The organism is Streptomyces sp. NBC_01775 (genome assembly GCF_035917675.1).
GTDB lineage: Bacteria > Actinomycetota > Actinomycetes > Streptomycetales > Streptomycetaceae > Streptomyces.
In genome coordinates this window covers 1,559,744-1,583,082 of sequence record NZ_CP109104.1, presented here as the reverse complement: position 1 = coordinate 1,583,082, position 23,339 = coordinate 1,559,744, and the positions used below count along the sequence as shown (strand labels likewise).

Sequence of the window (23,339 nt, the reverse complement as noted above, 5' to 3'; positions counted from 1 at the left end):
CCGACAGCGTACGGCGCCCGGCCGTTTCCGCTCCCGCACGGGGTCCTGTGCCCGACCCCGCGAGGGGCCCGTCCGGCTTCTCAGCTGATTCACAGGCAGCGCACAGCCGGCTCTCAGCGACGGGCGGCAGCCTGGACCTATGAGCGATCCCTCCGCCGTCTCCCCGCCCGCGCCCCCGCACGCCCCCGCACCCACCAACCCCGCCACGCCCGCGCCCGTGCGCACGGGGCTGCGGCGGCAGGACGGCGGACCGGTGCGGGTGCTCGTGGTGGACGACGAGCCCTCGCTGAGCGAGCTGCTGTCGATGGCACTGCGCTACGAGGGCTGGGAGGTCAGGGCGGAGGGGGACGGCGCCTCCGCGCTGCGTACGGCCCGCGCCTGGGGCCCCGACACGGTGGTGCTGGATGTGATGCTGCCCGACATGGACGGGCTCACCGTGCTCAGCAAGCTGCGGCGGGAGGTCCCACAGGTGCCGGTGCTCTTCCTCACCGCCAAGGACGCGGTCGAGGACCGGATCGCCGGGCTGACGGCCGGCGGCGACGACTACGTCACCAAGCCCTTCAGCCTGGAGGAGGTCGTCGCCCGGCTGCGCGGACTGCTGCGCCGGGCGGGCGCCGCCACCGCGCGGAACGCCTCGCTGCTCGTCGTCGGCGACCTGGTGCTGGACGAGGAGAGTCACGAGGTCACCCGCGGCGGCGACGACGTACAGCTGACCGCCACCGAGTTCGAGCTGCTGCGCTATCTGATGCGCAACCCGCGCAGGGTGCTCAGCAAGGCCCAGATCCTGGACCGGGTCTGGAACTACGACTTCGGCGGCCAGGCCAACGTCGTCGAGCTGTACATCTCCTACCTGCGCCGCAAGATCGACGCCGGGCGGACCCCGATGATCCACACCCGGCGCGGCGCCGGGTACGTCATCAAGGCCGCGACACCGGCGACACCGGAAGGCTGACCTCCTCCCATGAGCAAGCCCCGCTCGCTGCGGACCCGGCTGGTCGTCTCGTCCGTCGCGCTGATCGCGGTGGTCGCCGCGGTCATCAGCATGGTGACGACGATCGCCCTGCACTCGTACCTCGGCAGCCAGCTCGACACCCAGCTCTCCGACGTCGCCCGGCGTGCCGCAGGACCGCCGCCCGGCAGGGACAGGCCCCCGCACCCTGTCGACCTGCGGTTTCTCGTCATGGGTGGGCAGCCTGTGGGCACGATCGGCGCACTCATCCCCGACCACGACGGGGATGGGGGAGGGGACGGCGACAGCGTCGAGCGCGGCGGCATCAGCGTGCAGAGCGAGACCTCCGAGCCCCGGGTCGCCGCCGAGCAGCTCAGCCGGGAGCAGACCAACGCGCTCGAACAGGTCCCCCTCGACGGCGCGACACACAGCGTGGACGTCCCCCACGCGGGCGGCTACCGGATGACGTCCCAGCCGGTCGAGGGCGGCACCCTGCTCGTCGGGCTGCCGACCGCCCAGGTCGAGGACACCCTCAGCACGCTGGTGGTGGTCGAGGTCTGCGTCTCGGCGGCCGGGCTGGTAGCCGCGGGGATCGCGGGCGCCGCCAGCGTACGGATGGCCCTGCGCCCGCTGCGCCGCATGGCCCAGACCGCCACACGCGTCTCCGAACTCCCGCTGCACCAGGGCGAGGTGGTGCTCCACGAACGGGTCCCGGAGCGGGACACCGACCCGCGCACCGAGATCGGCCAGGTGGGCGCCGCGCTCAACAGAATGCTGGGCCACGTCGGTTCAGCGCTGGCCGCGCGGTACGAGAGCGAGCTGCGAGTACGCCGCTTCGTCGCCGACGCCAGCCACGAACTGCGCACCCCGCTGGCCTCGATCCGCGGCTACGCCGAACTCACCCACCGGGGCCGCGAACCCGTCGGCCCCGACACCCGGCACGCGCTCTCCCGCATCGAGTCGGAGTCGACGCGCATGACGGGCCTGGTCGAGGACCTGTTGCTGCTCGCCCGGCTGGATACCGGACGTCCGCTGAGCACCCTCACGCTCGACCTGTCGCCGCTGGTCGTGGACGCGGTGAGCGACGCCAGCGCGGCGGGACCCGGGCACCGGTGGGGGCTGGACCTGCCCGAGGAGGCGGCACTGGTGCGCGGTGACGCGCCCCGGCTCCAGCAGGTACTGGTGAACCTGCTGGCCAACGCCCGCACCCACACCCCCGAAGGCACGGTGGTGACGGCGCGGGTCCGCCAGGCGGGGGAGGGCGGCGTGGTGGTGCGGATCGAGGACGACGGGCCCGGCATCCCGCCGCAGACCCTGCCGCACATCTTCGAACGCTTCGCGCGCGGCGACCCCTCGCGCTCCCGCGCGCACGGCAGCACCGGCCTCGGCCTGGCCATCGTGCGGGCCGTCGTCACGGCACACGGGGGAGAGGTGTCGGTGACGAGCGCGCCCGGCCGCACCGTCTGCACCGTCCACCTGCCCGCGCCCGAGGGGAACCCACCAGCGCCAGAGGGGCCCTCGCCCGCATCGGAGGGACACCTGCCCGCGCCCGAGGGACGCCTGCCCGCGTCCGGGGCGGACTCGTCCCCGTCCGAGGGGAACTCACAGGCGGAGCACAGCTTCAGCACAAGGGACTGACAGCGCGGCTCGCGAGCGTCGGTGTCATGCAAACCGACATCACCCTCACCACCGGGAGCGCCGGCGGGCCCCCGGGCACCGTGGCGGAGCCCACCGGGCGGGCGCTGCCCGCCGGAAAGGCCGCGTTCGCAGGAAAGACCCCGCTCGCCGGGAAGGCCGCGCCCGCGGGGGAAGCCCTTCCCGCCCGCCGCCACCTCCCGGCGCTCCCTCCCACACAGACGGTGCTCGACGTGGTCGTCCCCGTCTACAACGAGGAGGCCGGACTCGAAGCCTGCGTCCGGCGCCTGCACTCCTTCCTCACCGGCAACTTCCCCTACGGCTTCCGCATCACCATCGCCGACAACGCCAGCGTGGACCGCACTCCCGAGGTGGCGGCTGCGCTCGAGGAGGCGTACGCGGAGGTGCGGGCGGTACGGCTGGAGGAAAAGGGCCGGGGCAGGGCGCTGCGCGCCGTATGGGGCGCCTCGGACGCGCCGGTGCGCGCCTACATGGACGTCGACCTGTCCACCGACCTCAACGCGCTGCTGCCGCTGGTGGCCCCGCTCATCTCCGGCCACTCCGACCTGGCCATCGGCACCCGCCTGGCGGGCGGCTCCCGGGTCGTCAGGGGAGCCAAGCGGGAGGTCATCTCGCGGGCCTACAACCTGATCCTGCGCGGCTCGCTGGCCGCCCGCTTCTCCGACGCGCAGTGCGGCTTCAAGGCCATCAGGGGCGAGGTCGCCGCGCGGCTGCTGCCGCTGGTGGAAGACACCGGCTGGTTCTTCGACACCGAGCTGCTGGTTCTCGCCCAGCGCGCCGGGCTGCGCATCCACGAGGTCCCGGTGGACTGGGTGGACGACCCCGACAGCCGTGTCGACCTCGTCTCCACCGCCGTCGCGGACCTCAAGGGTGTATGGCGCGTCGGGCGCGCGCTGGCCACTGGGGCGCTGCCCCTGGCGCGGCTGCGCCGTCCCTTCGGCGACGACCCCCGTGACCGCGAACTGCCCGGTGTGCCCGGCGGACTCGCCCGCCAGCTCCTGGGCTTCTGCGCCGTCGGTGTGGTGAGCACGCTGCTCTACCTCGCGCTGTACTCGCTGCTGCGCACCGCGGCGGCGGCCCAGGTGGCGAACGCGCTGGCGCTGCTGCTGTCGGCCCTCGCCAACACCGCCGCCAACCGCCGGCTCACCTTCGGCGTACGGGGCAGAGACCGCGCGGTGCGGCACCAGGCGCAGGGCCTCGTGGTGTTCGCCGTCGGGCTCGCGCTGACCAGCGGCTCGCTGGCCGCGCTGGACGCCGCCGACGCGGCTGCCTCGCACGGCAGCGAGCTCGCCGTCCTCGTCGTCGCCAACCTCGCGGCGACCGTGGTGCGCTTCCTCCTCTTCCGTACCTGGGTCTTCCAGCCCGCGCCGCCGCGGGCAGCCGCTCCCTCGCCCGGACCAGCGTCGGCTCCCACCCCCACCCCCGCCCCCGTCCCGGCTGACGCCCCCGTCCCGGCTGAACACGACGAACGGACCCGCGCATGACCACCCTCGCCTCCGCGCACCCTCACCCGCCGGACCAGGCCGTCCCGGACGACGCGCACCCCCGTACAGCGCCGCTCTCGCGCCGGGACCGGGCCGCCTACTGGGCCCTGCTGGCGGCCACCGCCGCGTTGTTCCTCTGGGGCCTCGGCGCCTCCGGATACGCCAACTCCTTCTACTCGGCCGCCGCCCAGGCGGGCGGCGCCAGCTGGAAGGCGATGCTTTTCGGCTCGCTCGACGCGGGCAACGCCATCACCGTCGACAAACCCCCGGCGGCGCTGTGGCCGATGGCGCTGTCGGTACGCCTCTTCGGGCTCGGCTCCTGGCAGATCCTCGTGCCGCAGGCCCTGCTGGGCGTGGGCACGGTCGCGGTGCTGTACGCGGCGGTACGGCGGCGCTTCGGACCCGGCGCCGGCCTGCTGGCGGGGGCGCTGCTGGCCCTGACGCCGGTCGCGGCGCTGATGTTCCGCTTCAACAACCCGGACGCGCTGCTGTGCCTGCTGATGGTCTCGGCGATCGCCTGCGTCCTGCGCGCGCTGGAACAGGCCCGCACCAAGTGGCTGGTGCTGGCCGGAATCTGCTTCGGCCTCGCTTTCTTGACCAAGACGCTCCAGGCGTGGCTGATCCTCCCGCCGCTGGCGATCGTGTACCTGGTGTGTGCCCCCGGCCGCCCGCTGCGCCGCACGGGTCAACTCCTGCTCGGCGGGCTGGCCATGGTGGTGAGCTGCGGCTGGTACGTCGCGCTGGCCGAACTGTGGCCCGCCGCCTCCCGCCCGTACATGGGCGGCTCGCAGCACAACAGCTTTCTGGAGCTGACCCTCGGCTACAACGGCCTCGGCCGCCTCACCGGTGAGGAGACGGGCAGCGTCGGCGGCGGCCCCAAGGGCGGCGGCGGTCCCGGTGGCGGTGGACCCGGCGGTGGCGGAGGCGGCGGCTGGGGCGAGACGGGCCTGGGCCGGCTCTTCAACGACTCCATGGGCGGCCAGATCGCCTGGCTGCTGCCCGCCGCGCTGGTCCTGCTGGCCGCGGGCCTGGTCGTGACGCGCCGCGCCGCGCGTACGGACGGGGAGCGCGCGGCGTTCCTGGCCTGGGGCGGCTCTTTGCTGATGACGGCGGCCACCTTCAGCTTCATGTCCGGGATCTTCCACGAGTACTACAACATCGCGCTGGCGCCCTACATTTGCGCCCTCGTCGCGATGGGCGCGGTCACCCTGTGGCGCCGCCGCGCCCACCCGGCCGCTTCGGCGACCCTGGCGGTGACGGTCGCCGGTACGGCGGTCTGGTCCGCCGTGCTGCTCGGCCGCGCCGGCGGCTGGCTGCCGTGGCTGCGCTGGACGGTGCTCGCCGTGGGCCTCGTCGCGGCGGTGGCGCTGCTCGCGGAGACGCGGGTGTCGCGTCGGACGGCCGCGCCCCGGCGCGTGTCCTGGCTCGTGGCGGCGCTGGGCCTCGTGGCGATGGCCGCGGGGCCGGTGGCCTACACGTTGAACACCGTCGCCACCCCGCACACCGGCTCCATCGTGACGGCGGGCCCCGCCGTCGCGCGCGGCGGCCCCGGCGGCCCCGGTGGTCCAGGCGGCCCGGGCCGGGGCGGCGGTTTCCAGCCCCCGCAGGGCGCCCCGGGCGGCAACGGCAACAACGGCAACAACCCCAACAACACAGCCAACGGCAACACCGGCAAGAACCAGCAGAACGGCCAGGGCCGGCCCCCGGCTCAGGGCAACGGCGGCATGCCCGGCGGCACCCCCGGCCAGGGCGGCTTTCCCCAGGGCGGCCAGGGCAACCAGGGACAGAGCAAGGGCAAGGCACAGGGCCAGGGCAAGGGGAAGTCCAACGCGCGAGGCGCGCGCCCCGGCGGCGGTGGCGGCATGCGCGGCGGTGGCGGCATGGGCGGTCTCCTCAACGGGAGCCAGGTCAACTCCAAGGCCGAGAAGCTGCTGGAGAAGAACGCGGGGGACTACATCTGGGCCGCGGCGGCGGTCGGCTCCCAGAACGCCGCCAGCTACCAACTCGCCACCGGCAAGCCGGTCATGGCGCTCGGTGGCTTCAACGGCAGCGACCCGTATCCGACGCTCGCGGGCTTCAAGAAGTACGTGCGGGAAGGGAAGATCCACTACTTCGTCGGCAGCTCGGGCGGCGGCAGCGGCGGCGGCCCCGGCGGATCGGGTACTTCCTCCAGCATCAGCTCGTGGGTGCAGAAGCACTACAAGAAGGTCACCGTCGGCGACGCCGTCTTCTACGACCTGACCCACCCCAAGTCATCCGGAAAGTCCGCCGGTTGAGCTGAACCCGCGAGCGCGGGCGGACGGTTCGGGGTGGCAGGACAAGCGGGCACGCGAAGGAGGTGAGGACGAGAACGGGCTGGATGGAAGGCCGGTTGAACAGGTGCTCGCCTGCTGAGAGGAGGGCTCCCGCGGCAGCCGCAGCGCGGGAGCCGGCAGGGTGAACCAGCAGGCGAGCGCCGTGCCCGCCACTCCGGCAGGCCCGTAGGAGGCCCGCCGTACTCACGGCGCCTTGTGGCGGTCGCGCTCACCGCGAATGCCCCGCGCCGCGTACCGCCGCCGGGACGAGATCCGGGTTGAACAGCTCGTTGATCGCCAGCACCGGATCGTCGCGGTGCCACAGGACGTACGTCTTGAAGGCCGCGAGCCGGCCGGCGGCCTCCGGCCACGGGCGGCAACCCACATCCAGGACCGTGCGCCGATGACCCGTGCCCACGCCGTGCAGTGCCTCGCCCAGCGGAACCGTGGCGTCGGTGAGGCAGCGTTCGAGCCCCGCGCACTTCTCCAGCCGGGCCACCACCAGGTTCATCGACACGGTGGGCCCGTCCCCGTCCCCGTTCCCGTCCCCGTTCCCGCTCCCGTTCCCGTCCACGTCCGTGCTCAACTGCGAGCACCTGACGAGCAGTTGGCTCTTGTCACCGGCGCCCAGCAGCGTGGCGGCCCCGGCGGGTGCCGCGCTGCCCGGCACCCGCCGGCACTCCGCGTGCCGTACCCGCACCCGGCTGCCCACCAAGGCGCCCAGGAGCGTGGTGGTGAGCCCCTCGCTGCTCAGCAGCATCCTCGTCGCGGGGGAGACGAACAGCGAGACCGGCTTCATGATCTCCCCGGACCGCCGGAAGACGAGATCCTTCTCGCCCAGGAGGAAATGCGTGGGCCACAGCATGGAACCTCATGATGTGCGTGTTTCAGGGACCTGACGAATGCGCGAGGGAATTGGTTTCGCCGCGACACCGCATGCTCGCTCGCCCTCGGCCGATGACAGTACTGTCCATATCGGCGAGAAAAACTATCGGTGCGGCCCGGGGGGAAATTCTCACACTGACGTGTGACGGAGGTGCGATATCCGGTGCACCCTGGGCCACGGTCCCCGCGCGGCCGAAAACCACAGCCCCGGGGAAGCGTCGCCCGTTCGCCCGTTCGGCCCGCAATGCGCGAGAGAAAAGAGGCCGAACGGCCCGCATCTCTCCGGCCGCAATAAGTATTCCGTTCCCGATCCCGTCGCCTCTCCCGTGAAGGGCATAAGAGTAGGGACACGGGAGAGGCGGAGAATTCCGGCCCGCTCGCCCGGTGCGCCGCCTACGCGTACGGCAGACCGCGCCGGCTGCTCGGCGATCGGCCGTGCTCGCGCCGCTGCTCGCCATGTTCGCCGCGCTCGCCGTGTTCGGCTTCGGCGTGGGTACGGCCTTCTCGCCGGGCGGCTACGACCCGGCGGGAGCCGGATCGGTGCGGGCCGAGTCGTTTCTCGACCGCGACGTCCGCGCCGGGAGCCCCGATCTGGTGGCCGTCGCCGAGGCGGACGGCGGCGTCCGCACCCCGGCCGCGCGGCGTGCGGCCACATCCCTACGGCCTGTCCGGCGGATCATGCGTGCCCGGCGCCGGGGCGAGCCCCGAAGGGGCGCGGTGCTGTGTCATACATGGGGCTTCGCCGCGTGGGCGCGACCAGCCCCCACCCACTCGCACTCTGCACAGTGCAGGCAGGGGCACCCCCTGCTCAGCACCAGGAAAGAGGGCAACTGAAAGATCCGCCGGACACGCCTCAGCCGCTCTGTCCGGCAGGGCCGGCCGGGCGGTCCGCTGTGACCAGCCACGATGTGCTGCGCAGTCGGACCGTGCCGTCCGCCGCCTCGTGGGCGCGCAGGTGTTCCGTCAGGGTGCGGCGGGCGCGGACTCGTGCGGTCGCGTCGGCCTGCTCCATCAAGTGGCGCCCGGGGCCTGTTCCCAGCAGGAACTCCGCCGCGTCCTCGGCTCCGTGTCCCCATGTCCCGTACGCCTGTGCCTGGTCGACGGTGACGCTGGTGAATCCGGCCGCGGCGAGGACCGCGCGGATATGGTCCGGGGCCGCCAGGGAGAACATGCCGGGCAGCCCCGGCCGGCCGAAGTCGCCGGCCGGCAGGAAGTCGTGCAACGTCGCCATCGCCGCCACCCAGCCGTTGAGCGCGGCATCGGCCGGGCAGACGAACGCGAGGCGCCCGCCGGGCCGCAGGGTCCGGCCGACGTTGCCGAAGGCCGCTACGGGGTCGGCGAAGAACATCACCCCGTAGCGGCTCATCGCCGCGTCGAACGCGCCCGCTTCGAAGGGGTACACCTGCGCGTCGCCCTGTGTGAAAGAGGCGTTGGTGATGCCCTCCCGCTCCGCGTGGGCCCGCGCCTCGGCCAGCATCGGGCCGGACAGGTCGAGGCCCAGCGCGTGCCCTCGGGGCGCTCTGAGCGCGGCGAGGCGCGTGGTCTGTCCGGAGCCGCAGCCCAGGTCGAGGACCCGGTGGTCCCCGGTGATCCCGGCGGCGTCGAGCAGTGGCTCGTTGAAGCCCTCGTTCACGGCGTTCCAGCGGTCCTGGTTACGGGCCCAGTGGGTGCCTTCGGGGCCGTTCCATGCCTGTGCCTGCTCGATGTTGACGACGTCCGGCACGGGTGCCTCCTGCGGTGGATGACGGAGAATGGGCGTGCGCCCAAACAGTATGGGCGTGTGCCCAAACTGGCAATCCCCGCTACCATCCACGAGCTGTGCCCCTTGAGGGCGAGAGAAGCAGGACGGAAGAGAGGCCCATGTCACCGCGTGGAGTGGCGACACCGGACGTACGCGAGCGGCTGTTCGCGGCGGCCGAGCGCGTCGTGGAGAGGGACGGGCCCGGCGCGCTCACCAGCCGGGCCGTCACCACCGAGGCGGGCTGCGCCAAGGGGTTGCTGCACGCGCACTTCGCGGGGCTCGACGAGTTCGTCGCCGAGCTGTGCCTGGACCGGTTCGCCCGGACGGCTGTGAAGGCACGGGCGCTGTCGGGACTCGCCGGGCAGGGCACCGTGGCGCGGAACCTCGACGCCGTCGTCCTCGCGCTGTTCGACTCCGGCGGCCCGGCGGTGTCGGGCCTCGCCATGACCCGCCCCGCCGCCACGCTGCGCATCCGCGAGGCTCTTGAAGGCGGGGCGCCCGGCTTCACCGCGATCCAGGAAGCCGTCACCGACTACCTGAAGGTCGAACAGAGGCTCGGTCGGATCGCGGAGACCGCCGACCCGCACACCGCGGCCCTCGCCGTCGTCGGCACCGCCCACCACCTCCTGATGACGAGCTGGCCGGGCACGACTGACCCACGGCCCCTCATGGAGCGCTTGGTGGCCGCGCTGGTGAACGGCTAGGCGTGTCCGGCGGATCATGCGTGCCCGGCGCGGGTGCGAGTCCCGAGGGGGCGGGGTGCTGTGTCATACATGCGGCTTCGCCGCGTGGGCGCGACCAGCCCCCACCCACTCGCACTCTGCACAGTGCAGGCAGGGGCACCCCCTGCTCAGCACCCAGAGAGAGGGCAACAGAAGGATCCGCCGGACAGGCCGGAGAGCGACGCGCGCCCACTCCTCCGGTGCCGCGACCATGTGGTCGTGGCCGGCGAAGAACCGGGCGAGACGCCGCTCCGGAACGGCGTCGGTTGTGCGCTGGTCGACGGCGTGGACGGCAGAGCGGGCAGCCGGGGGCCGCTGCGAGGCGCCGGTGATCCACCTCGGCGGGGGCGGGCGGGTATCGGCCACCGCGTCCCGTGGGCGGGGGCCGCTCCACGGCTTCCCCGCCCCGCTGGTCCTGCGCGGCCCCGGCCGGGTGCCCCGGCCTGCCCGGGACGGAGACCGGACGGCTGGTCGTGTGCCTACCGCAGTTGGGCCGCGCTTTTGCCGCGGCCCCGCCGCGAGCAGCAGGCCGGGACGGCGGCCCGGCCGCGTCCGGGACGGTAGCGCCCGTCGCGGATCGGGCCGGGCCGGCTCAGATCTTGGTGAAGCACTGCGTGAAGTCGGTGGTGCGGCGGCCCGAGTACTGGATGCCGTAGTCGTAGGGGGCCTGGCACTCCTTGCCGGGGCCGAACAGCTTCTCGCCCGTCTTGTACTCGGCCTCGGAAGAGCCGCAGTCGACGATCTCCGCCACCGGGTCGCCCTGCGGGTCCTTGATCTTGACGCAGTCGCCCTTGTTCGGCTGGTACTTCTTGTCCTCCTCGGCCTTGGCCGACTGTGACGCCTCGGCCTTGGCCTTTCCGCCGTTGGGGTCGGTGTTGTACTTCCACACGTACCAGCCGCCGCCCCCGAAGATCGCCAGGACGATGACGGCCGCGATCAGCCCGCGCAGCGGGCTCGCCTGCTGCGGACGCTGCGGCCCGCGCGGCGGCGGAGGCTGCTGCCCGTAGGGCTGCTGGCCGTACGGCTGTTGCCCGTAGGGCTGCTGTCCGTACTGCTGCGGGTGTCCCTGCTGCGGGTAGCCGTACGGCTGCTGCGGCTGCTGGTTGTGGTACGGCGGTGGTGCGGACATGGCTCTATCCCCCGTGGGCGTGCCGACTGATGAAGATCAACGCGATGTTGACCGGTGCACGCTATCCTGCCGTGCCGCCTCCCGCTCCCCCGAGGGCCCGGTCCCGGCCGGAGGCGCGTATGGTCCTCTACCGGTCGTCTACGCGACGGCCATGGAACATCCATACGTATCAGGGAGGACCGGCCGCCATGCCGACCGATCACCAACCCGGGGCGCCGATCTACGACAGCCTCATCGAAGAACAGGGCGACGTGCTGGCCGCGGCTCGTGAGGCCGCCGAAGGGGTGCGGGCACAGTCCGACGACCTGCGGAAGATCAGCGCCGGCGTCGGTGCGGGCGCCGGCACCGACGGCGGCGGGCAGCACGGGCCCGACACGTCCCAGGGGAGTGTCTGAGGCCCGTGCGGCACCCCGGGGCCCATGAAGCCCTGAGACGTCCCAGGTATCCGGAAGCCTGAGCGCCCGGGACTCGAACAATCCCCGCGTGACCCCGTGAGCGGGTCCCGCGCCCCCGGACTTCCCCGTCTCGGCCCCCGCCTCGGGGGTACCTGGCCTCGGTGAGCGACGACGACGCCGAGAGGGAGCCGATGAGCGGGCAGGACGCGCGGGCGGACACGGGCAGGGACGGCGAGACAAAGGTCACCGTCTGGGTGGCACTGGGAGCCAATCTGCTGATCGCCGTGGCCAAGCTGGCCGGTGGTCTGCTCTCGGGCTCCCCGGCGCTGCTGTCGGAGGCGGCGCACTCGGTCGCCGACAGCCTCAACGAGGTCTTCCTTCTCGCCTCGCTCAAGCGCAGCAAGCGGCCCGCCGACGCCGGGCACCCGTTCGGCTACGGCAAGGAGAGGTTCTTCTGGTCGCTGATCGCGGCCGTCGGGATCTTCGTCACAGGAGGCTGCTTCTCCTTCTTCCAGGGCTTCGAGGCCCTCAGCTCGGGCAGCTCCGAGACGATGACCGGCTATGCCGTCGGGCTGGTGGTGCTGTTCGTCGCGCTGCTGGCGGAGGGCGCCTCGCTGGTGCGGGCCCTGCTCCAAGTGCGCGCGCAGGCCCGTGCGGCGGGCCGGGACATGGCGACCGAGGTGCGGCGCAGCAACGACCCGGCGCTGCGCACGGTCCTCGCCGAGGACGGCACCGCCTGCCTCGGTGTGGTGCTCGCGCTCGTCGGGGTGGGGCTCCACATGGTCACCGGCGAGGTCGTCTACGAGGCGGTCGCCTCGCTGCTCATCGGGACGCTGCTGGTCTACATCGCGTACGCCCTCGGCCGGAGCGCCAAGGCTCAGCTGATCGGCGAGGCGGCGGATCCGGCCATGCAGCGCCGCGTCCGCGACTACCTTGACGCACAGCCCGAGATCGACACCGTCACCGCGGCCCTCACCATGCACCTGGGGCCCGACTCGGTGATGCTCGCCGCACGCGTCGACCTCGTTCCGGACCTGGACAGCGAAGCCGTCGAGATCGCGCTCGTCCGCATCAAACGCGGGCTGAGCGAGGAGTGTCCCGGCCTCGACCAGATCTTCCTCGACATCATCGACGCCTCCCACGAGGACCGCCTCCACGCCGTCCGCGAACGTGCGGCACTGGACCGCCGTCTGGAGGAGCTGGAGGGGGAGGCGTGAGGCGACGGCGTTCGGGGCGCCCCGTCAGCGAAGGAGGGGACGCGTCCGCCGCCGTGCGGCTGCGCTCCGCTCACCGCTCACCCGGCACCATCCGGTCACTGGTCACCCAGCACCATCCAGAGCGAGGGATCTTCCAGGGGAGCGAAGCCCAGCTTGGCGTAGAGGGTGTGGGCATCCGCGGTGGCCAGCATGACGCGGCCGAGGCGGTAGGGGGCGAGGTGGTCCCGTACGGCGGTCGCCAGCGCCGTACCCAGCCCCTTGCCCCGGCTGTCGGGGGCGATGTAGACGTCACACAGATACGCGAAGACCGCCCGGTCGGTGATCACGCGGGCATAGCCGACCTGGGCGCCGGACGCACCGTCGTAGATCCCGAAGTTGAGTGACCCCTCGATGGCCGCGAGCTGCTTGTCCCGGGTGCGTCCGCGCGACCAGTAGGCGTCCTGCGACAGCCATTGGTGGATCAGGTCGGTGTCGAGGCGGGCGGGGTCGGTCGAGATCTCGTAGCCCTCCGGCAAGTCTCTGCGCATGCCCGGCATCCAAGCAGGACGCCCGGCAGCGGGCCACCCGTATCTTCCCCCTCCCCGCCGGCCTCTCCCGTCAGCTCCTTCCGGTCAGCGGGATGCGGGCGCGAGCACGGTGGTGAGGGCGGCGGCGCCGGTGCGCTCCAGCCAGGCGTCGAAGGTCAGCAGGCCGGGGTGGAGTTCGTGCAGCGCCTCGGTGTCGACCAGCGAGTACAGGCCGTCGTTGAGCGACTGGATGCCCCGCGCCGCCTCCTCGCTCTGTGCGCGGACGGCCTCGATGGGGATCTGGATGTAGGGGACGGTCTGCCCGGTGGCGCGGCTGATCGCCGCGGCCGTCTCGGGCGGGGTGAGGGTGTCGCCCGCGAGGTCGAGCGCGCGTCCGCGGAAGCGCGCGGGGGCCGCGAACGCGAGGGCCGCGAAGGCCGCGATGTCCGCGAGGGCGATGAACTGCTGGCGGGTGTCCGGCTCGTAGGGCGTCGCCAGCGCACCGTCCCGCAGGCCCCACACGGGGTGGAGCAGGTTCTCCATGAAGGAGGACGGGCGCAGCACCGTCGAGGAGATGCCGAGGGAGCCGATGTGCTCTTCGACCTCGCGCTTGCTCTCCAGTGTGCTCAGCCCGCTGGACTGATCGGCGCCGAAGGCCGAGGCGTAGACGAGGTGGCCGACGCCCGCCGCGAGTGCGGCGTCCGCCACCTCACGGCCCCGGCGCACCTCGTCCGGGGGGCCGTAGTCCTCGGGGAGACCGGGCATGCCGGGGGTGGGCTGGACGCTGAAGACACCGTGGGCTCCCTCAGCGGCGGCGCGGAGGGAGGCGGGGTCGTCCAAGTCGCCCACCAGAACCTCGGCGCCCGCCCCGGCGAGAGCGCGCGCGGCTGCCCCCGAAGCGTTACGGGTGAGTGCGCGGACGTGCCAGCCGCCGGCGAGCAGGCACGCCGCGGTGGCGCCGCCCTGCTGGCCGGTCGCGCCGGTGACGAGGATGGTGCTCCTGGCCGTGGACATGAGATCCTCCGGGATACAATCGGAACGAGCAACCCGGTTAACGTAGCGGAATGCGCGACCCGGTTGTCAAGTAAGGCCGAGTGCGGTCCGGTGGAGCAGTGCGGCCCGGTGGAGCGAACCGGGCCGGATCGGTGGAGGGAACAGGGCATGACGCAGGAGGCGGCTTCGCCGCCGGCCCAGGCGGGGCGGGCCGACGGCCGGCGGAACAGGGCACGGGTGCTGGCGGCGGCCAGGGCGTCGTTCGCGGCCGAGGGCCGGATGGCGCCCCTCGGCGAGATCGCCCGGCGCGCGGGGGTGGGCCCCGGAACGGTGTACCGGCATTTTCCCTCCAAGAGGGAGCTGTTCGAGGCGGTCATCGCCGAGAGCGTCGAGGAATTCGTCGCCGAGGGCCGGGAGCTGATCGCGGCCGGGTGCGGTGGGGGCGCCGGGGACGCCGGGAGTCGTGGGGACGTTGGGGGCGGTGGGCGTGCGGCGCCGCAGGGGGCGGACGCGGGGGCGGTGTTCTTCGGTTTCGTCACGCGGGTGGTGGAGCGCGCCTCCCTCAACCGTGCTCTGTGTGAGGCCTTCGCCCGCGAGGCCCCGGACGGCCGCGCGCCGGAGGCCATGCCGGACGCCCGGCGCGAGTTCGGCCGGATCCTGGCCACGCTGCTGGACCGGGCCCAGGCGGCCGGTGCGGTCAGATCCGATGTCACGGCCGCCGAGGTGCAGGCGCTGCTGGTGGGGTGTGCGGCGATGGAACAGCGACGCAAGGGGGGCGACGGGAGCGAGGCGGAGGACGGGAGCGAGGGAGGCGGGGGCGGCGCCGGGGCCGGGGTGCTGACGGCTGTCGTGTGCGACGGGCTGCGTGCGGAGCGGGCCGTAACGAAAATGGATAACGAAACCCGGAGTGGCGGCGACGGGCACCGTAACGAAACACAATCCTGCGAGCTGTGCGGCGCTCCCGTCCCCGCCGCCAGAACCGGCCGCCCCGCCCGGTTCTGCGGGGCCGCCTGCCGGCAGAAGGCCCACCGGCGCAGGGCACGGGAGCCGCGATGAGGCGGGGCGGGCACGGTCATGCGGGCCGCGATGGCCTCGCACGACGAGGCGTTCCGCGTGACCGTGGGGGAGGGGCGTCCTCGCCACCTCCCGCCGAACGCCGAACGCCGAACGCCGAACGCCGAACGCCGAACGGCGAACGACGGGCCCGGGGCGGCCGGTTGAAAGCGCGTACGGTCGGGCCGACGCCCGCAGAGTGGGGGAGAACCCGTGGAGATCACCGTCCAGTGGGTACGGACGAGTTGGACGAAGGCGTCCCGGGGAGGCGAGATGGCGGCCCGGCGGAACGCGACCCCGGTCGGCTTCGCCGTACCGCCGCTGGAGCCCTCCACCGCGCACGTGGTGCGCATGCGCGAGCGGGACGGTTTCGTGCCGCGCGAGAGCCAGGAAGACGTGCGGCGCGTCGACGTCCAACTGCGGGAAGCCGAGGGCCGCTTGCGGATCCATCCCCGCGTTCAGCCGTTTCTCGGCCTGCCGCCCCGCCGGCGCCGGCCGCCGGCTGTGCGCCTGGCGCCGGGGCAGTGGGCCCGCTGGCAGCTCAACTACCGCTTCAGCAGTATGGCGGGCACGCAGGACTGGTCGTACTGGCTGGACACGTTCAACATCGCCTATGGTCCGGTGCGCGCCGGGGCGTTCTTGGCGGAGTCCGACGTCTACGTGGACGAGCGCGGGCCGCTTCGGTAGCGCACGGAATCAGGGCTTCACTTGGATTCGAGCCGGCCCATCGGGGCGGCGCTCTCCGCCAGGGCCTTTTGCGCCGCCGTCCAGCCGGCGTCGTCGATGCCGAGTGCATGGCGAAGGTAGGCCCACGTGAACCGCTGGATCAGTGCGACGCGCCGGGGGTTCTCGTCCGTCGTCTCCTGGGCCTCGTAGCCGGCGATCCCGCCGAGCGAGTGTTCCGCCCCGAACAGAGTGAGCAGGCTCTTGTCCCCCGGGCTCAGGAAGTACGGGTCGGCAAGCCACTCCGGTCCCCTGACGGACAGCGGGAGGTCGTCCTTGTCCCCGGCGACCACGAGGGCCGGCGTGGTCATGTTCGCGAAGTCCGGGTTCATGAACGGGAAGTGCTCGGCTGCGAACGGTGTCAGGTCAGCTCCGCCCTTTCCGGCCGTGGCGAGCAGCACGCCTGCCTTGATCCGCGAGTCGGACAGGTCCTCTCCCTCCCCGCTCACCGGATCGAGGACGCGCAGGCCCAGCAGATTGCCCGCCGTCTGGCCGCCGAAGGAGTGGCCGGCCGCGGCGATGCGGCTTCGGTCGAGGCGGCCCCTGAGTCCGGGAACGGCGGCTTCCAGCAGATCGAGCTGGTCGAGGACCCGCTTCGTGTCCTCGACGCGGAAACGCCAGAGCCGCGGGGTGCGGGGATCGTCCTGCGGGAGGCCCACTGTCCTGGAGTCCAGATGGGTGGGCTGGATCACCACGAAACCGTGCGCGGCCCAGAAGTCGGCCAAGGGGCCGTAGCCGTTCAGCGACGAGCCGAAGCCGTGCGAGAAGACGACGACGGGCAGTTCGCTCCCGGTCGTCGGTGCGGAGACCCTCACCCGCAGGTCCTCGCCACGGCCCGGTGCTTCCAGCGCCACCGGCTTCACCGAGACGACAGGCGCGGGTGCGGTGATGGCCACGTCCGTCGTCGCCATGTCTGATGCGGTCATGGAGAGTTCTTCCTTCGCTTCGGCGCTCGTGTCCCGTGGGTACCAAGAAACGGGACGCTGTCCCGGATCGAATATACGGGACGGTGTACCGTTTAGTGAAGTCGATAGTGAAGTCGGTAGCGAAGGGGACGGTGCGGTGAGCGGCAGCGATCGGGGCGCAGGACGCGCACCCAGGCCCAAACGGGCGGACGCGCGACGCAACGAGGAGGTACTGCTCGACTCGGCCGCCGCGGTCTTCGTCGCGTCAGGCGTGGAGGCGCCGATTCGCGACATCGCGGCCAAGGCCGGCGTCGGGACGGCCACGATCTACCGCCACTTCCCGACGCGGGCGGATCTCATCGTCGCCGTCTACCGGCACCAGGTCGAGGCCCTCGCCGAGGCCGGCCCCGACCTGCTGGCGACCAGCGCGACTCCATACGCCGCACTGGGGCGATGGATCGACCTCTTCGTCGATTTCGTGGTCACCAAACAGGGACTCGCCGCCGTGTTGCAGTCCGACGACCCCTGCTTCGACCCCCTGCACTCCTACTTCCTCGAGCGGCTCGTGCCCGTGTGCACCCAACTGCTCGACGCCGCGGCCGGTTCGGGCGAGATCCGCTCCGGCATGGATGCCTACGAGCTCATGCGTGGAGTCGGTGGCCTCTGCGCGGGCGCCGGCAACAACCCCCGCTACGACGCACGTCGACTGGTCGAGATCCTCATCGCGGGTCTACGCCGATCGCGCTGAGGCAGCGCTCAACTCCTGTCCCCTCCCACGGGGATACCGGCCTCCTCGGCCGCCGTGCCGAGGACATCCCGCAGCATGGCGGGGGTCAGTCTGCCGGTGAAGGTGTTCTGCTGGCTGACGTGGTAGCAGCCGTAGAGCGCCAGGTCGGGGCCGTCGCCGCTGTGCGGCAGCACGACGCGGGCGCCGTGGCCGAAGGCCGGGCGGGGGCGCGGAACCTCCCAGCCCGCTGCGCGCAGCACCGGCAGCAACGCCTGCCAGCCGAAGGCCCCCAGCGCCACGACGCTGCGTACGGTGGGCCGCAGCAGCTCCAGCTCGCGGGCCAGCCAGGGGCGGCAGGTGTCCCGTTCGCCGGGGGTGGGCTTGTTCTCGGGCGGGGCGCAGTGCACGGGCGCGGTGAAGCGCACGCCGCGCAGCTCCAGCCCGTCGCCCCGGTGGGTGGAGGTGGGCCGGTCGGCGAGCCCCAGCGAGTGGAGGGCCTCGACGAGCACGTCGCCCGCGCGGTCCCCGGTGAACATCCGGCCGGTGCGGTTGCCGCCGTGCGCCGCCGGGGCCAGGCCCACCAGCAGCATCCGGGCGTCCGGCGGCCCGAACCCGGGCACGGGCCGCGCCCAGTAGTCCCAGTCCGCGAACGCGCGCCGCTTCACTCGCGCGGTCTCCTCCCGCCACTCCACCAGCCGGGGACAGGCCCGGCAGTCGGTCAGCGCCGTGTCGAGCGCCGCCAGATCACGCGCTTCGGCCGCCCGCTCCTCGGGCCAGGTCATCCGCTTCCACCTCCTCCGTCCCGCCCGCGTACCCGCCTTCCACCTCCATGATCACCTGCCTCGGCAAAGGAGGCGACGGGTGCGGGGCCCAAGGGTTCAGAAGATCTCGGGGATCACCGCTTCGATCAGGTGGGGGCCCGGGGTGGCCAGGGCGTGTGCGAGGGCTGCGGTGAAGTCCTCCGCCGTGTCCGGCCGGGAGGAGGGGACGCCGAAGCCGGTGGCGAGCGCGGTGAAGTCGAGGCCGGGCCCGCTCAGGTCGAGCTGGGCCTTGGCCCGGGGGCCCGGATCACCGGCACCCACGCGGGCCAGCTCCATGGTGAGGATCGAGTACGAACGGTTGTTGAGCAGGACGACCGTCACATCGAGCTGCTCGCGCGCCATCGTCCACAGCGCTTGAACGGTGTAGAGCGCGGCTCCGTCCCCCTGGAGCGCCAGGACGGGACGGTCCGGACAGGCGAGCGCCGCGCCGACCGCGACCGGCAGCCCCTGGCCTATCGCGCCGCCGGTCAGGCTCAGCACGTCGTGCCGGGGAGCTCCGGCGGTGGCGCCGGGGAGGAAGATGCCGGAGGTCTGCGCCTCGTCGGAGACGATCGCGCCCTCCGGGAGTACGGCTCCGACGGCCTGGCAGACCGTCTCCGCCGTCAGCGCCCCGGTGGGCGGCCGGGGCCGGGCGGCCGGCTGCACCGGATACGCCGCGTCGGCCGCGCCGAGCGCCTCGGCCAGCGCCTCCAGGCGAGGTGCCGACCGCACGCCCGGCGCCGCCAGCCGGTGGAGCCGGCAGCCCTCGGGTGCCAGGACGCTGGGCTTGTCGGGGTAGGCGAAGAAGGACACGGGCGGCTTCGCGCCGGCCAGCACCAGGTGGGTGAGGCCCTCCAGTTGGGCCGAGGCCATCTCCGCGAGATACGCCATCCGCTCCACCGGGGGAAGCCCCGCGCCCCGCTCCAGCCGGGTGGGGAAGGTCTCCACCAGCAGCGTGGCTCCGGTGGCCGCGGCGACCTTGGCGGCTGCCGCCAACTCGGCCTCGCACACCGACCCGCCGAGCAGGAGCGCCGCGGGCTCGCCGGAGCGCAGTGCCCGCACCAGGGGAGCGAGGTCCGCGCTCTCCGGGACCTGGCCGGACGGCGGGGTGACCTGGGCGGGCTCCGCCTGCGTTCCGGGCGTGGCCCCGTCCCGGTCCCCGTTCCCGTCCCGCTTCCCCTCGCCCCAGGACACATCGGCGGGCAGGATGAGCGTGGCCACCTGTCCCGGCGGCCCGGCAGCGGCGGCGACCGCCTCCGTCGCGTCGCGCGGCAGGTCCTCCGTTCTCGCGGAGGTGCGCAGCCAGCCGGACACGTTGCGGGCCACCGTCTCGATGTCCGACTGCAACTGGGCGTCGTGGCGGGCGTGGTACGTCGCGTGGTCCCCGACGATGTTGACGACGGGGACGTTGCCCTTGCGCGCGTTGTGGAGGTTCGCCAGCCCGTTGCCCAGTCCGGGCCCAAGGTGCAGCAGCGTGGCGGCCGGGGCGCCCGCCATGCGCGCGTAACCGTCGGCCGCGCCGGTGGCGACCCCCTCGAACAGGGTGAGGACGGCCCGCATTTCCGGCACCGCGTCCAGGGCGGCCACGAAGTGCATCTCGGATGTGCCCGGATTGGTGAAACACGTGGTCACACCCGCGTCCACCAGCGTTCTGACCAGCGCCTGAGCGCCGTTGACCGTCGTCACCGTGCCGCCACCTTCCCCTCACCCAGCAGTCCCGGCCGACCCTACGGCCCCTGCTGCCCGTCGCGGGACCCGGCCGGGACAGCATGTGCGTCCCGGCCGGGCCCCGCGCAGGGGTCAGTCCGTGGGGGTGGGGAGTTCCGCGCGGACCGTGTGCGCCGCGGTCACCAGATTGCGGAGGGACTCCCGGGTTTCGGGCCAGGCGCGGGTCTTCAGGCCGCAGTCGGGGTTGACCCACAGGCGGTCGGCGGGGATGGCCTCAAGTCCCTTGCGCAGCAGGGCCGCGGCCTCTCCGGCGCCGGGGACGCGCGGGGAGTGGATGTCGTAGACGCCGGGGCCTGCCTCGCGCGGGTAGCCGTGCGAGGCCAGTTCGCGGGCCACCTGCATATGGGAGCGGGCCGCCTCCAGGCTGATGACATCGGCGTCCAGGTCGTCGATGGCCTGGACGATGTCGCCGAACTCGGCGTAGCACATGTGCGTGTGGATCTGGGTGTCCGGACGCGCCCCGGCGGTGGTGATACGGAACGCCTCGGTCGCCCAGGCCAGATACCCGGCGCGGTCGGCGGCGCGCAGCGGCAGGGTCTCGCGCAGCGCCGGCTCGTCGACCTGGATGACCGGCGTGCCGGCGTCCTCCAGGTCGGTCACCTCGTCGCGCAGGGCGAGGGCCACTTGCCGCGCCGTGTCGCCGAGCGGCTGGTCGTCACGCACGAAGGACCAGGCCAGCATGGTGACGGGGCCGGTCAGCATGCCCTTGACGGGCCGCTCGGTCAGCGACTGCGCGTACGACGTCCAGCGCACGGTCATCGGGTCGGGACGGGAGATGTCCCCGGCCAGCACCGGCGGGCGTACGTAGCGGGTGCCGTAGGACTGCACCCAGCCGTGCTGCGTGGCCAGATAGCCGCTGAGCTGCTCGGCGAAGTACTGCACCATGTCGTTGCGTTCGGGCTCGCCGTGCACCAGCACGTCGATGCCGGTCTCCTCCTGGAAGGCCACCACCTCGCCGATCTCGGCCTTGATGCGCTCCTCGTACGCGGCGGCGTCGATACGGCCGGCGCGCAGGTCGGCCCGCGCGGTGCGCAGTTGGGCCGTCTGCGGGAACGAGCCGATCGTGGTGGTCGGCAGCAGCGGCAGCCCCAGGTGGGCGCGCTGCGCGGGGGCCCGCTGAGGGTAGGCGGGGGAGCGGTGGGTGTCCGCGTCGGTCACGGCGGCGGCGCGGGCGCGCACGGCGGGGTCGTGGGTGAGCGCGGAGCCCTCGCGCGAGGCCAGATCGGCCCGGTTGGCGGCGAGTTCGGCGGCGACGGCGCCGGTGCCCCGGTCCAGGCCCCGGGCGAGGGTGACGATCTCGCCGGTCTTCTGGCGGGCGAAGGCGAGCCAGCGGGCGATCTCGGGGTCGATGTCGTGCTCGGCGGTGGCGTCCAGCGGGACGTGCAGCAGCGAGCAGGAGGCCGAGACGTCGACCCGGCCGGCGAGGCCGAGCAGGGTGCCGAGGGTGGCCAGGGACTTCTCGAGGTCGTTGATCCAGATGTTGCGCCCGTTGACGACCCCGGCGACCAGCCGCTTGCCGGGCAGCCCGCCCACGGCGGCCAGTGCGTCCAGGTTCGCCGCCGCGGGGCCGGTGAAGTCCAGCGCGAGGCCCTCGACCGGCGCCTTGGCCAGCACGGGCAGGGCGTCCCCGAGCCGGTCGAAGTAGGAGGCGACCAGGAGCTTGGGCCGGTCGGTGAGTCCGCCGAGTTCCCGGTAGGCGCGGCCCGCCGCGTTCAGCTCGGCGGGGGAGCGGTCCTGGACGAGCGCGGGCTCGTCCAGCTGCACCCACTCGGCGCCCGCGGCCCGCAGGTCGGCGAGGACCTCCGCGTAGACGGGCAGGAGCCGGTCCAGCAGGGTCAGCGGTTCGAAGTCCGGCGCGACCCCGGGCGCGGGCTTGGCCAGCAGCAGGTAGGTGACGGGCCCGACGAGGACGGGCCGGGCCGTCAGACCGAGCGCGAGGGCCTCCTTCAGCTCGGCGACCTGCTTGGTGGAGTCGGCGGCGAAGACGGTGTCGGGGCCCAGTTCGGGCACCAGGTAGTGGTAGTTGGTGTCGAACCACTTGGTCATCTCCAGCGGTGCCACCTCCTGGGTGCCGCGGGCCATCGCGAAATAGCCGTCCAGCGCGTCGGCCTCGACGGCCGCGCGGTGCCGGTCGGGGATCGCGCCGGCCATGACGGTGGTGTCCAGGACGTGGTCGTAGTACGAGAAGTCCCCGGTGGGCACCTCGTGGATGCCGCTGTCGGCGAGCTGCCGCCAGGTGGCACGGCGGAGGCCGGCGGCGGTCTCCCGGAGGGCGTCCGCGCTGACGCGGCCCTTCCAGTACCCCTCGATGGCCTTCTTCAGCTCCCGGCTCTGGCCCTGGCGCGGGTAGCCGTACACGGTGGCGTGCGCTGCCGCGGCTGCGGACTCGGCTGTCACGGAACTCTCCTTCGCGAGCGTGTCTCCAGCGGTCCCGGTGCGGGACGAGGACGCGAAGGGTGGTGGCACGGCTGGATGGTGCGCCCGGCTGTGCGCGCCTGTCCGCCCTGCTGTGCGACTCCCCGGATGGTGTCCGGAGCGCCCCCGACCCGCCCTCGAGGTCACCGGGGACCGCACGCGGTCGGCCGCGTGCGGGCAACGGGCAGGTCTTCGGACTCGCGGGCGCGCCTGCCGGTCTCCCGGCGGGCACCTACTGGCCGTCGCTTCCCGGGACCGTACGGACCCAGTGCTCATGACGGCGGTCGTTCCCGCTCACCGCTGCGGGGCAGTCCCGGACTCCCACCGGGTTCCCTCTTACGACGCCTCCCGTCTGGCGGACGGGGCGAACCAGCTGCACCGCCAGCCTAGACGCCCCCGCGCGACGGTGGCCAGTGCGCCCGGACCACCCCTCCCGGCCCCCGCCCCCTCCCTCCCTGTCCGTCCCTGGCGTTTCAGCCCTCGGGCGGCTGGCAACCCGGGGGACGCCGCCTCATCGAGGCAGCCCCGACACGAGTGAACGAGCGCGAGCACCGAAGCAGGAGGATCAGCGATGACCACGATGGCAAACACGGTCCGCGACATCATGACCAGCGGCGCCGACTGTGTGCGTACCGACCAGACGGCGGCGGACGCCGCTCGGCTGATGAAGGAGCTGGATGTGGGCGCGCTGCCCATCTGCGGCAAGGACAACAAGCTCAAGGGCGTGGTCACCGACCGTGACCTCGTGGTGAAGGTGTACGGCGCCGACCGGGACCCCGCCGAGTTCTCCGCAGGCAGCCTGGGCCAGCACGAGGCCGTCACCATCGGCGCCGATGACAGCCCCGAGGACGTGCTCGCGACCATGGCCCAGCACCGGGTGCGCCGCCTGCCCGTGATCGACGGGGACCGACTCGTCGGCATGGTGGCCGTCGCGGATGTCGCCCGCACCCTCCCCCACCCGGACACCGGCGAACTCGTCGACGCGCTGTCCGCGGACTACTGAGCCGGGACCCAGCC

At 73.1% G+C, this 23,339-nt stretch carries 21 protein-coding genes and 1 riboswitch; of the genes, 12 read left to right on the top strand and 9 right to left on the bottom strand.

Annotation, left to right across the window (positions count from 1 at the left end):
* The first annotated feature begins 139 nt into the window (after nucleotides 1–139).
* From OHB04_RS07305 to OHB04_RS07290, 4 genes are read left to right on the top strand one after another with little or no spacing between them, the layout of a single operon-like run.
* The gene (locus OHB04_RS07305; RefSeq protein ID WP_326686876.1) at nucleotides 140–952 is read left to right on the top strand and encodes a response regulator transcription factor; all 813 of its coding nucleotides are present in this window, start codon (nucleotides 140–142) and stop codon (nucleotides 950–952) included.
* Nucleotides 953–961: 9 nt separating this feature from the next.
* The gene (locus OHB04_RS07300) at nucleotides 962–2,587 is read left to right on the top strand and encodes a HAMP domain-containing sensor histidine kinase (RefSeq protein WP_326807072.1); all 1,626 of its coding nucleotides are present in this window, start codon (nucleotides 962–964) and stop codon (nucleotides 2,585–2,587) included.
* Between the two features lie 26 nt (nucleotides 2,588–2,613).
* Nucleotides 2,614–4,089, top strand: a complete 1,476-nt coding sequence (locus tag OHB04_RS07295) for a glycosyltransferase (protein ID WP_326807071.1) — start codon at nucleotides 2,614–2,616, stop codon at nucleotides 4,087–4,089.
* Nucleotides 4,086–6,365: an ArnT family glycosyltransferase gene (locus OHB04_RS07290; protein ID WP_326807070.1), complete on the top strand. Its 2,280-nt coding sequence runs from the start codon at nucleotides 4,086–4,088 to the stop codon at nucleotides 6,363–6,365. Before OHB04_RS07295 ends, OHB04_RS07290 begins: the two co-directional genes overlap by 4 nt.
* 247 nt (nucleotides 6,366–6,612) lie before the next feature.
* Here OHB04_RS07290 and OHB04_RS07285 read toward each other — a convergent pair whose 3' ends face one another.
* Entirely contained in the window at nucleotides 6,613–7,248 is a 636-nt protein-coding gene (locus OHB04_RS07285; RefSeq protein ID WP_326807069.1) for a hypothetical protein, read from the bottom strand.
* A 404-nt stretch (nucleotides 7,249–7,652) separates the two neighbouring features.
* On the opposite strand from OHB04_RS07285, the gene OHB04_RS07280 reads away from it, so the two are divergent.
* Entirely contained in the window at nucleotides 7,653–8,102 is a 450-nt protein-coding gene (locus tag OHB04_RS07280) for a hypothetical protein (protein WP_326807068.1), read from the top strand.
* A 19-nt stretch (nucleotides 8,103–8,121) separates the two neighbouring features.
* Here OHB04_RS07280 and OHB04_RS07275 read toward each other — a convergent pair whose 3' ends face one another.
* Complete coding sequence (locus OHB04_RS07275) at nucleotides 8,122–8,991, bottom strand: class I SAM-dependent methyltransferase (protein WP_326807067.1); 870 nt, start codon at nucleotides 8,989–8,991, stop codon at nucleotides 8,122–8,124.
* A 137-nt stretch (nucleotides 8,992–9,128) separates the two neighbouring features.
* Between OHB04_RS07275 and OHB04_RS07270 the strand changes: the two genes are divergently transcribed.
* Nucleotides 9,129–9,713, top strand: a complete 585-nt coding sequence (locus OHB04_RS07270) for a TetR/AcrR family transcriptional regulator (protein ID WP_326686869.1) — start codon at nucleotides 9,129–9,131, stop codon at nucleotides 9,711–9,713.
* Between the two features lie 610 nt (nucleotides 9,714–10,323).
* Here the strand turns inward: OHB04_RS07270 and OHB04_RS07265 are convergent.
* The gene (locus OHB04_RS07265; RefSeq protein WP_326807066.1) at nucleotides 10,324–10,860 is read right to left on the bottom strand and encodes an LppU/SCO3897 family protein; all 537 of its coding nucleotides are present in this window, start codon (nucleotides 10,858–10,860) and stop codon (nucleotides 10,324–10,326) included.
* Nucleotides 10,861–11,048: 188 nt separating this feature from the next.
* On the opposite strand from OHB04_RS07265, the gene OHB04_RS07260 reads away from it, so the two are divergent.
* Together OHB04_RS07260 and OHB04_RS07255 are read left to right on the top strand one after the other, a co-directional pair.
* Nucleotides 11,049–11,255 (top strand): hypothetical protein, encoded by a 207-nt coding sequence (locus OHB04_RS07260; protein ID WP_326686867.1) that lies wholly within the window; start codon nucleotides 11,049–11,051, stop codon nucleotides 11,253–11,255.
* Nucleotides 11,256–11,416: 161 nt separating this feature from the next.
* Nucleotides 11,417–12,472: a cation diffusion facilitator family transporter gene (locus OHB04_RS07255; protein ID WP_405806348.1), complete on the top strand. Its 1,056-nt coding sequence runs from the start codon at nucleotides 11,417–11,419 to the stop codon at nucleotides 12,470–12,472.
* Between the two features lie 95 nt (nucleotides 12,473–12,567).
* Here the strand turns inward: OHB04_RS07255 and OHB04_RS07250 are convergent, their stop codons facing one another.
* A complete protein-coding gene (locus tag OHB04_RS07250; RefSeq protein WP_326686866.1) occupies nucleotides 12,568–12,999 on the bottom strand; it encodes a GNAT family N-acetyltransferase in 432 nt (143 codons plus the stop codon).
* A gap of 84 nt (nucleotides 13,000–13,083) precedes the next feature.
* Nucleotides 13,084–13,992, bottom strand: coding sequence for an NmrA family NAD(P)-binding protein (locus OHB04_RS07245; protein ID WP_326807065.1), 909 nt, complete (start codon nucleotides 13,990–13,992; stop codon nucleotides 13,084–13,086).
* A 147-nt stretch (nucleotides 13,993–14,139) separates the two neighbouring features.
* On the opposite strand from OHB04_RS07245, the gene OHB04_RS07240 reads away from it, so the two are divergent.
* Nucleotides 14,140–15,027: a helix-turn-helix domain-containing protein gene (locus OHB04_RS07240; RefSeq protein WP_326807064.1), complete on the top strand. Its 888-nt coding sequence runs from the start codon at nucleotides 14,140–14,142 to the stop codon at nucleotides 15,025–15,027.
* Between the two features lie 210 nt (nucleotides 15,028–15,237).
* The gene (locus tag OHB04_RS07235) at nucleotides 15,238–15,711 is read left to right on the top strand and encodes a hypothetical protein (RefSeq protein ID WP_326807063.1); all 474 of its coding nucleotides are present in this window, start codon (nucleotides 15,238–15,240) and stop codon (nucleotides 15,709–15,711) included.
* A gap of 17 nt (nucleotides 15,712–15,728) precedes the next feature.
* Here the strand turns inward: OHB04_RS07235 and OHB04_RS07230 are convergent, their stop codons facing one another.
* Nucleotides 15,729–16,673: an alpha/beta hydrolase family protein gene (locus tag OHB04_RS07230; RefSeq protein WP_326807062.1), complete on the bottom strand. Its 945-nt coding sequence runs from the start codon at nucleotides 16,671–16,673 to the stop codon at nucleotides 15,729–15,731.
* Nucleotides 16,674–16,809: 136 nt separating this feature from the next.
* Here OHB04_RS07230 and OHB04_RS07225 point away from each other — a divergent pair, with 136 nt between their 5' ends.
* A complete protein-coding gene (locus OHB04_RS07225; RefSeq protein ID WP_326686861.1) occupies nucleotides 16,810–17,400 on the top strand; it encodes a TetR/AcrR family transcriptional regulator in 591 nt (196 codons plus the stop codon).
* Between the two features lie 8 nt (nucleotides 17,401–17,408).
* Here the strand turns inward: OHB04_RS07225 and OHB04_RS07220 are convergent, their stop codons facing one another.
* The 3 genes from OHB04_RS07220 to metE all read right to left on the bottom strand — a co-directional run bounded on the left by OHB04_RS07220 (nucleotide 17,409) and on the right by metE (nucleotide 22,304).
* Complete coding sequence (locus OHB04_RS07220; protein WP_326807061.1) at nucleotides 17,409–18,161, bottom strand: uracil-DNA glycosylase; 753 nt, start codon at nucleotides 18,159–18,161, stop codon at nucleotides 17,409–17,411.
* A 96-nt stretch (nucleotides 18,162–18,257) separates the two neighbouring features.
* Nucleotides 18,258–19,865, bottom strand: coding sequence for an acetolactate synthase large subunit (locus tag OHB04_RS07215; protein WP_326686859.1), 1,608 nt, complete (start codon nucleotides 19,863–19,865; stop codon nucleotides 18,258–18,260).
* A 114-nt stretch (nucleotides 19,866–19,979) separates the two neighbouring features.
* A complete protein-coding gene (gene metE / locus OHB04_RS07210; RefSeq protein ID WP_326807060.1) occupies nucleotides 19,980–22,304 on the bottom strand; it encodes a 5-methyltetrahydropteroyltriglutamate--homocysteine S-methyltransferase in 2,325 nt (774 codons plus the stop codon).
* A gap of 184 nt (nucleotides 22,305–22,488) precedes the next feature.
* Nucleotides 22,489–22,711: riboswitch (cobalamin riboswitch) on the bottom strand.
* Nucleotides 22,712–22,902: 191 nt separating this feature from the next.
* Between metE and OHB04_RS07205 the strand changes: the two genes are divergently transcribed.
* Entirely contained in the window at nucleotides 22,903–23,325 is a 423-nt protein-coding gene (locus tag OHB04_RS07205; protein WP_326692625.1) for a CBS domain-containing protein, read from the top strand.
* Nucleotides 23,326–23,339 lie beyond the last annotated feature (14 nt).

Excerpts from the sequence above, each read along its gene's own strand:
- OHB04_RS07305 (WP_326686876.1), top strand. The coding sequence starts at position 140 with ATGAGCGATCCCTCCGCCGTCTCCCCGCCCGCGCCCCCGCACGCCCCC.
- OHB04_RS07300 (WP_326807072.1), top strand. The coding sequence starts at position 962 with ATGAGCAAGCCCCGCTCGCTGCGGACCCGGCTGGTCGTCTCGTCCGTC.
- OHB04_RS07295 (WP_326807071.1), top strand. The coding sequence starts at position 2,614 with ATGCAAACCGACATCACCCTCACCACCGGGAGCGCCGGCGGGCCCCCG.
- OHB04_RS07290 (WP_326807070.1), top strand. The coding sequence starts at position 4,086 with ATGACCACCCTCGCCTCCGCGCACCCTCACCCGCCGGACCAGGCCGTC.
- OHB04_RS07285 (WP_326807069.1), bottom strand. The coding sequence starts at position 7,248 with ATGCTGTGGCCCACGCATTTCCTCCTGGGCGAGAAGGATCTCGTCTTC.
- OHB04_RS07270 (WP_326686869.1), top strand. The coding sequence starts at position 9,129 with ATGTCACCGCGTGGAGTGGCGACACCGGACGTACGCGAGCGGCTGTTC.
- OHB04_RS07265 (WP_326807066.1), bottom strand. The coding sequence starts at position 10,860 with ATGTCCGCACCACCGCCGTACCACAACCAGCAGCCGCAGCAGCCGTAC.
- OHB04_RS07260 (WP_326686867.1), top strand. The coding sequence starts at position 11,049 with ATGCCGACCGATCACCAACCCGGGGCGCCGATCTACGACAGCCTCATC.
- OHB04_RS07250 (WP_326686866.1), bottom strand. The coding sequence starts at position 12,999 with ATGCGCAGAGACTTGCCGGAGGGCTACGAGATCTCGACCGACCCCGCC.
- OHB04_RS07245 (WP_326807065.1), bottom strand. The coding sequence starts at position 13,992 with ATGTCCACGGCCAGGAGCACCATCCTCGTCACCGGCGCGACCGGCCAG.
- OHB04_RS07240 (WP_326807064.1), top strand. The coding sequence starts at position 14,140 with ATGACGCAGGAGGCGGCTTCGCCGCCGGCCCAGGCGGGGCGGGCCGAC.
- OHB04_RS07230 (WP_326807062.1), bottom strand. The coding sequence starts at position 16,673 with ATGACCGCATCAGACATGGCGACGACGGACGTGGCCATCACCGCACCC.
- OHB04_RS07220 (WP_326807061.1), bottom strand. The coding sequence starts at position 18,161 with ATGACCTGGCCCGAGGAGCGGGCGGCCGAAGCGCGTGATCTGGCGGCG.
- OHB04_RS07205 (WP_326692625.1), top strand. The coding sequence starts at position 22,903 with ATGGCAAACACGGTCCGCGACATCATGACCAGCGGCGCCGACTGTGTG.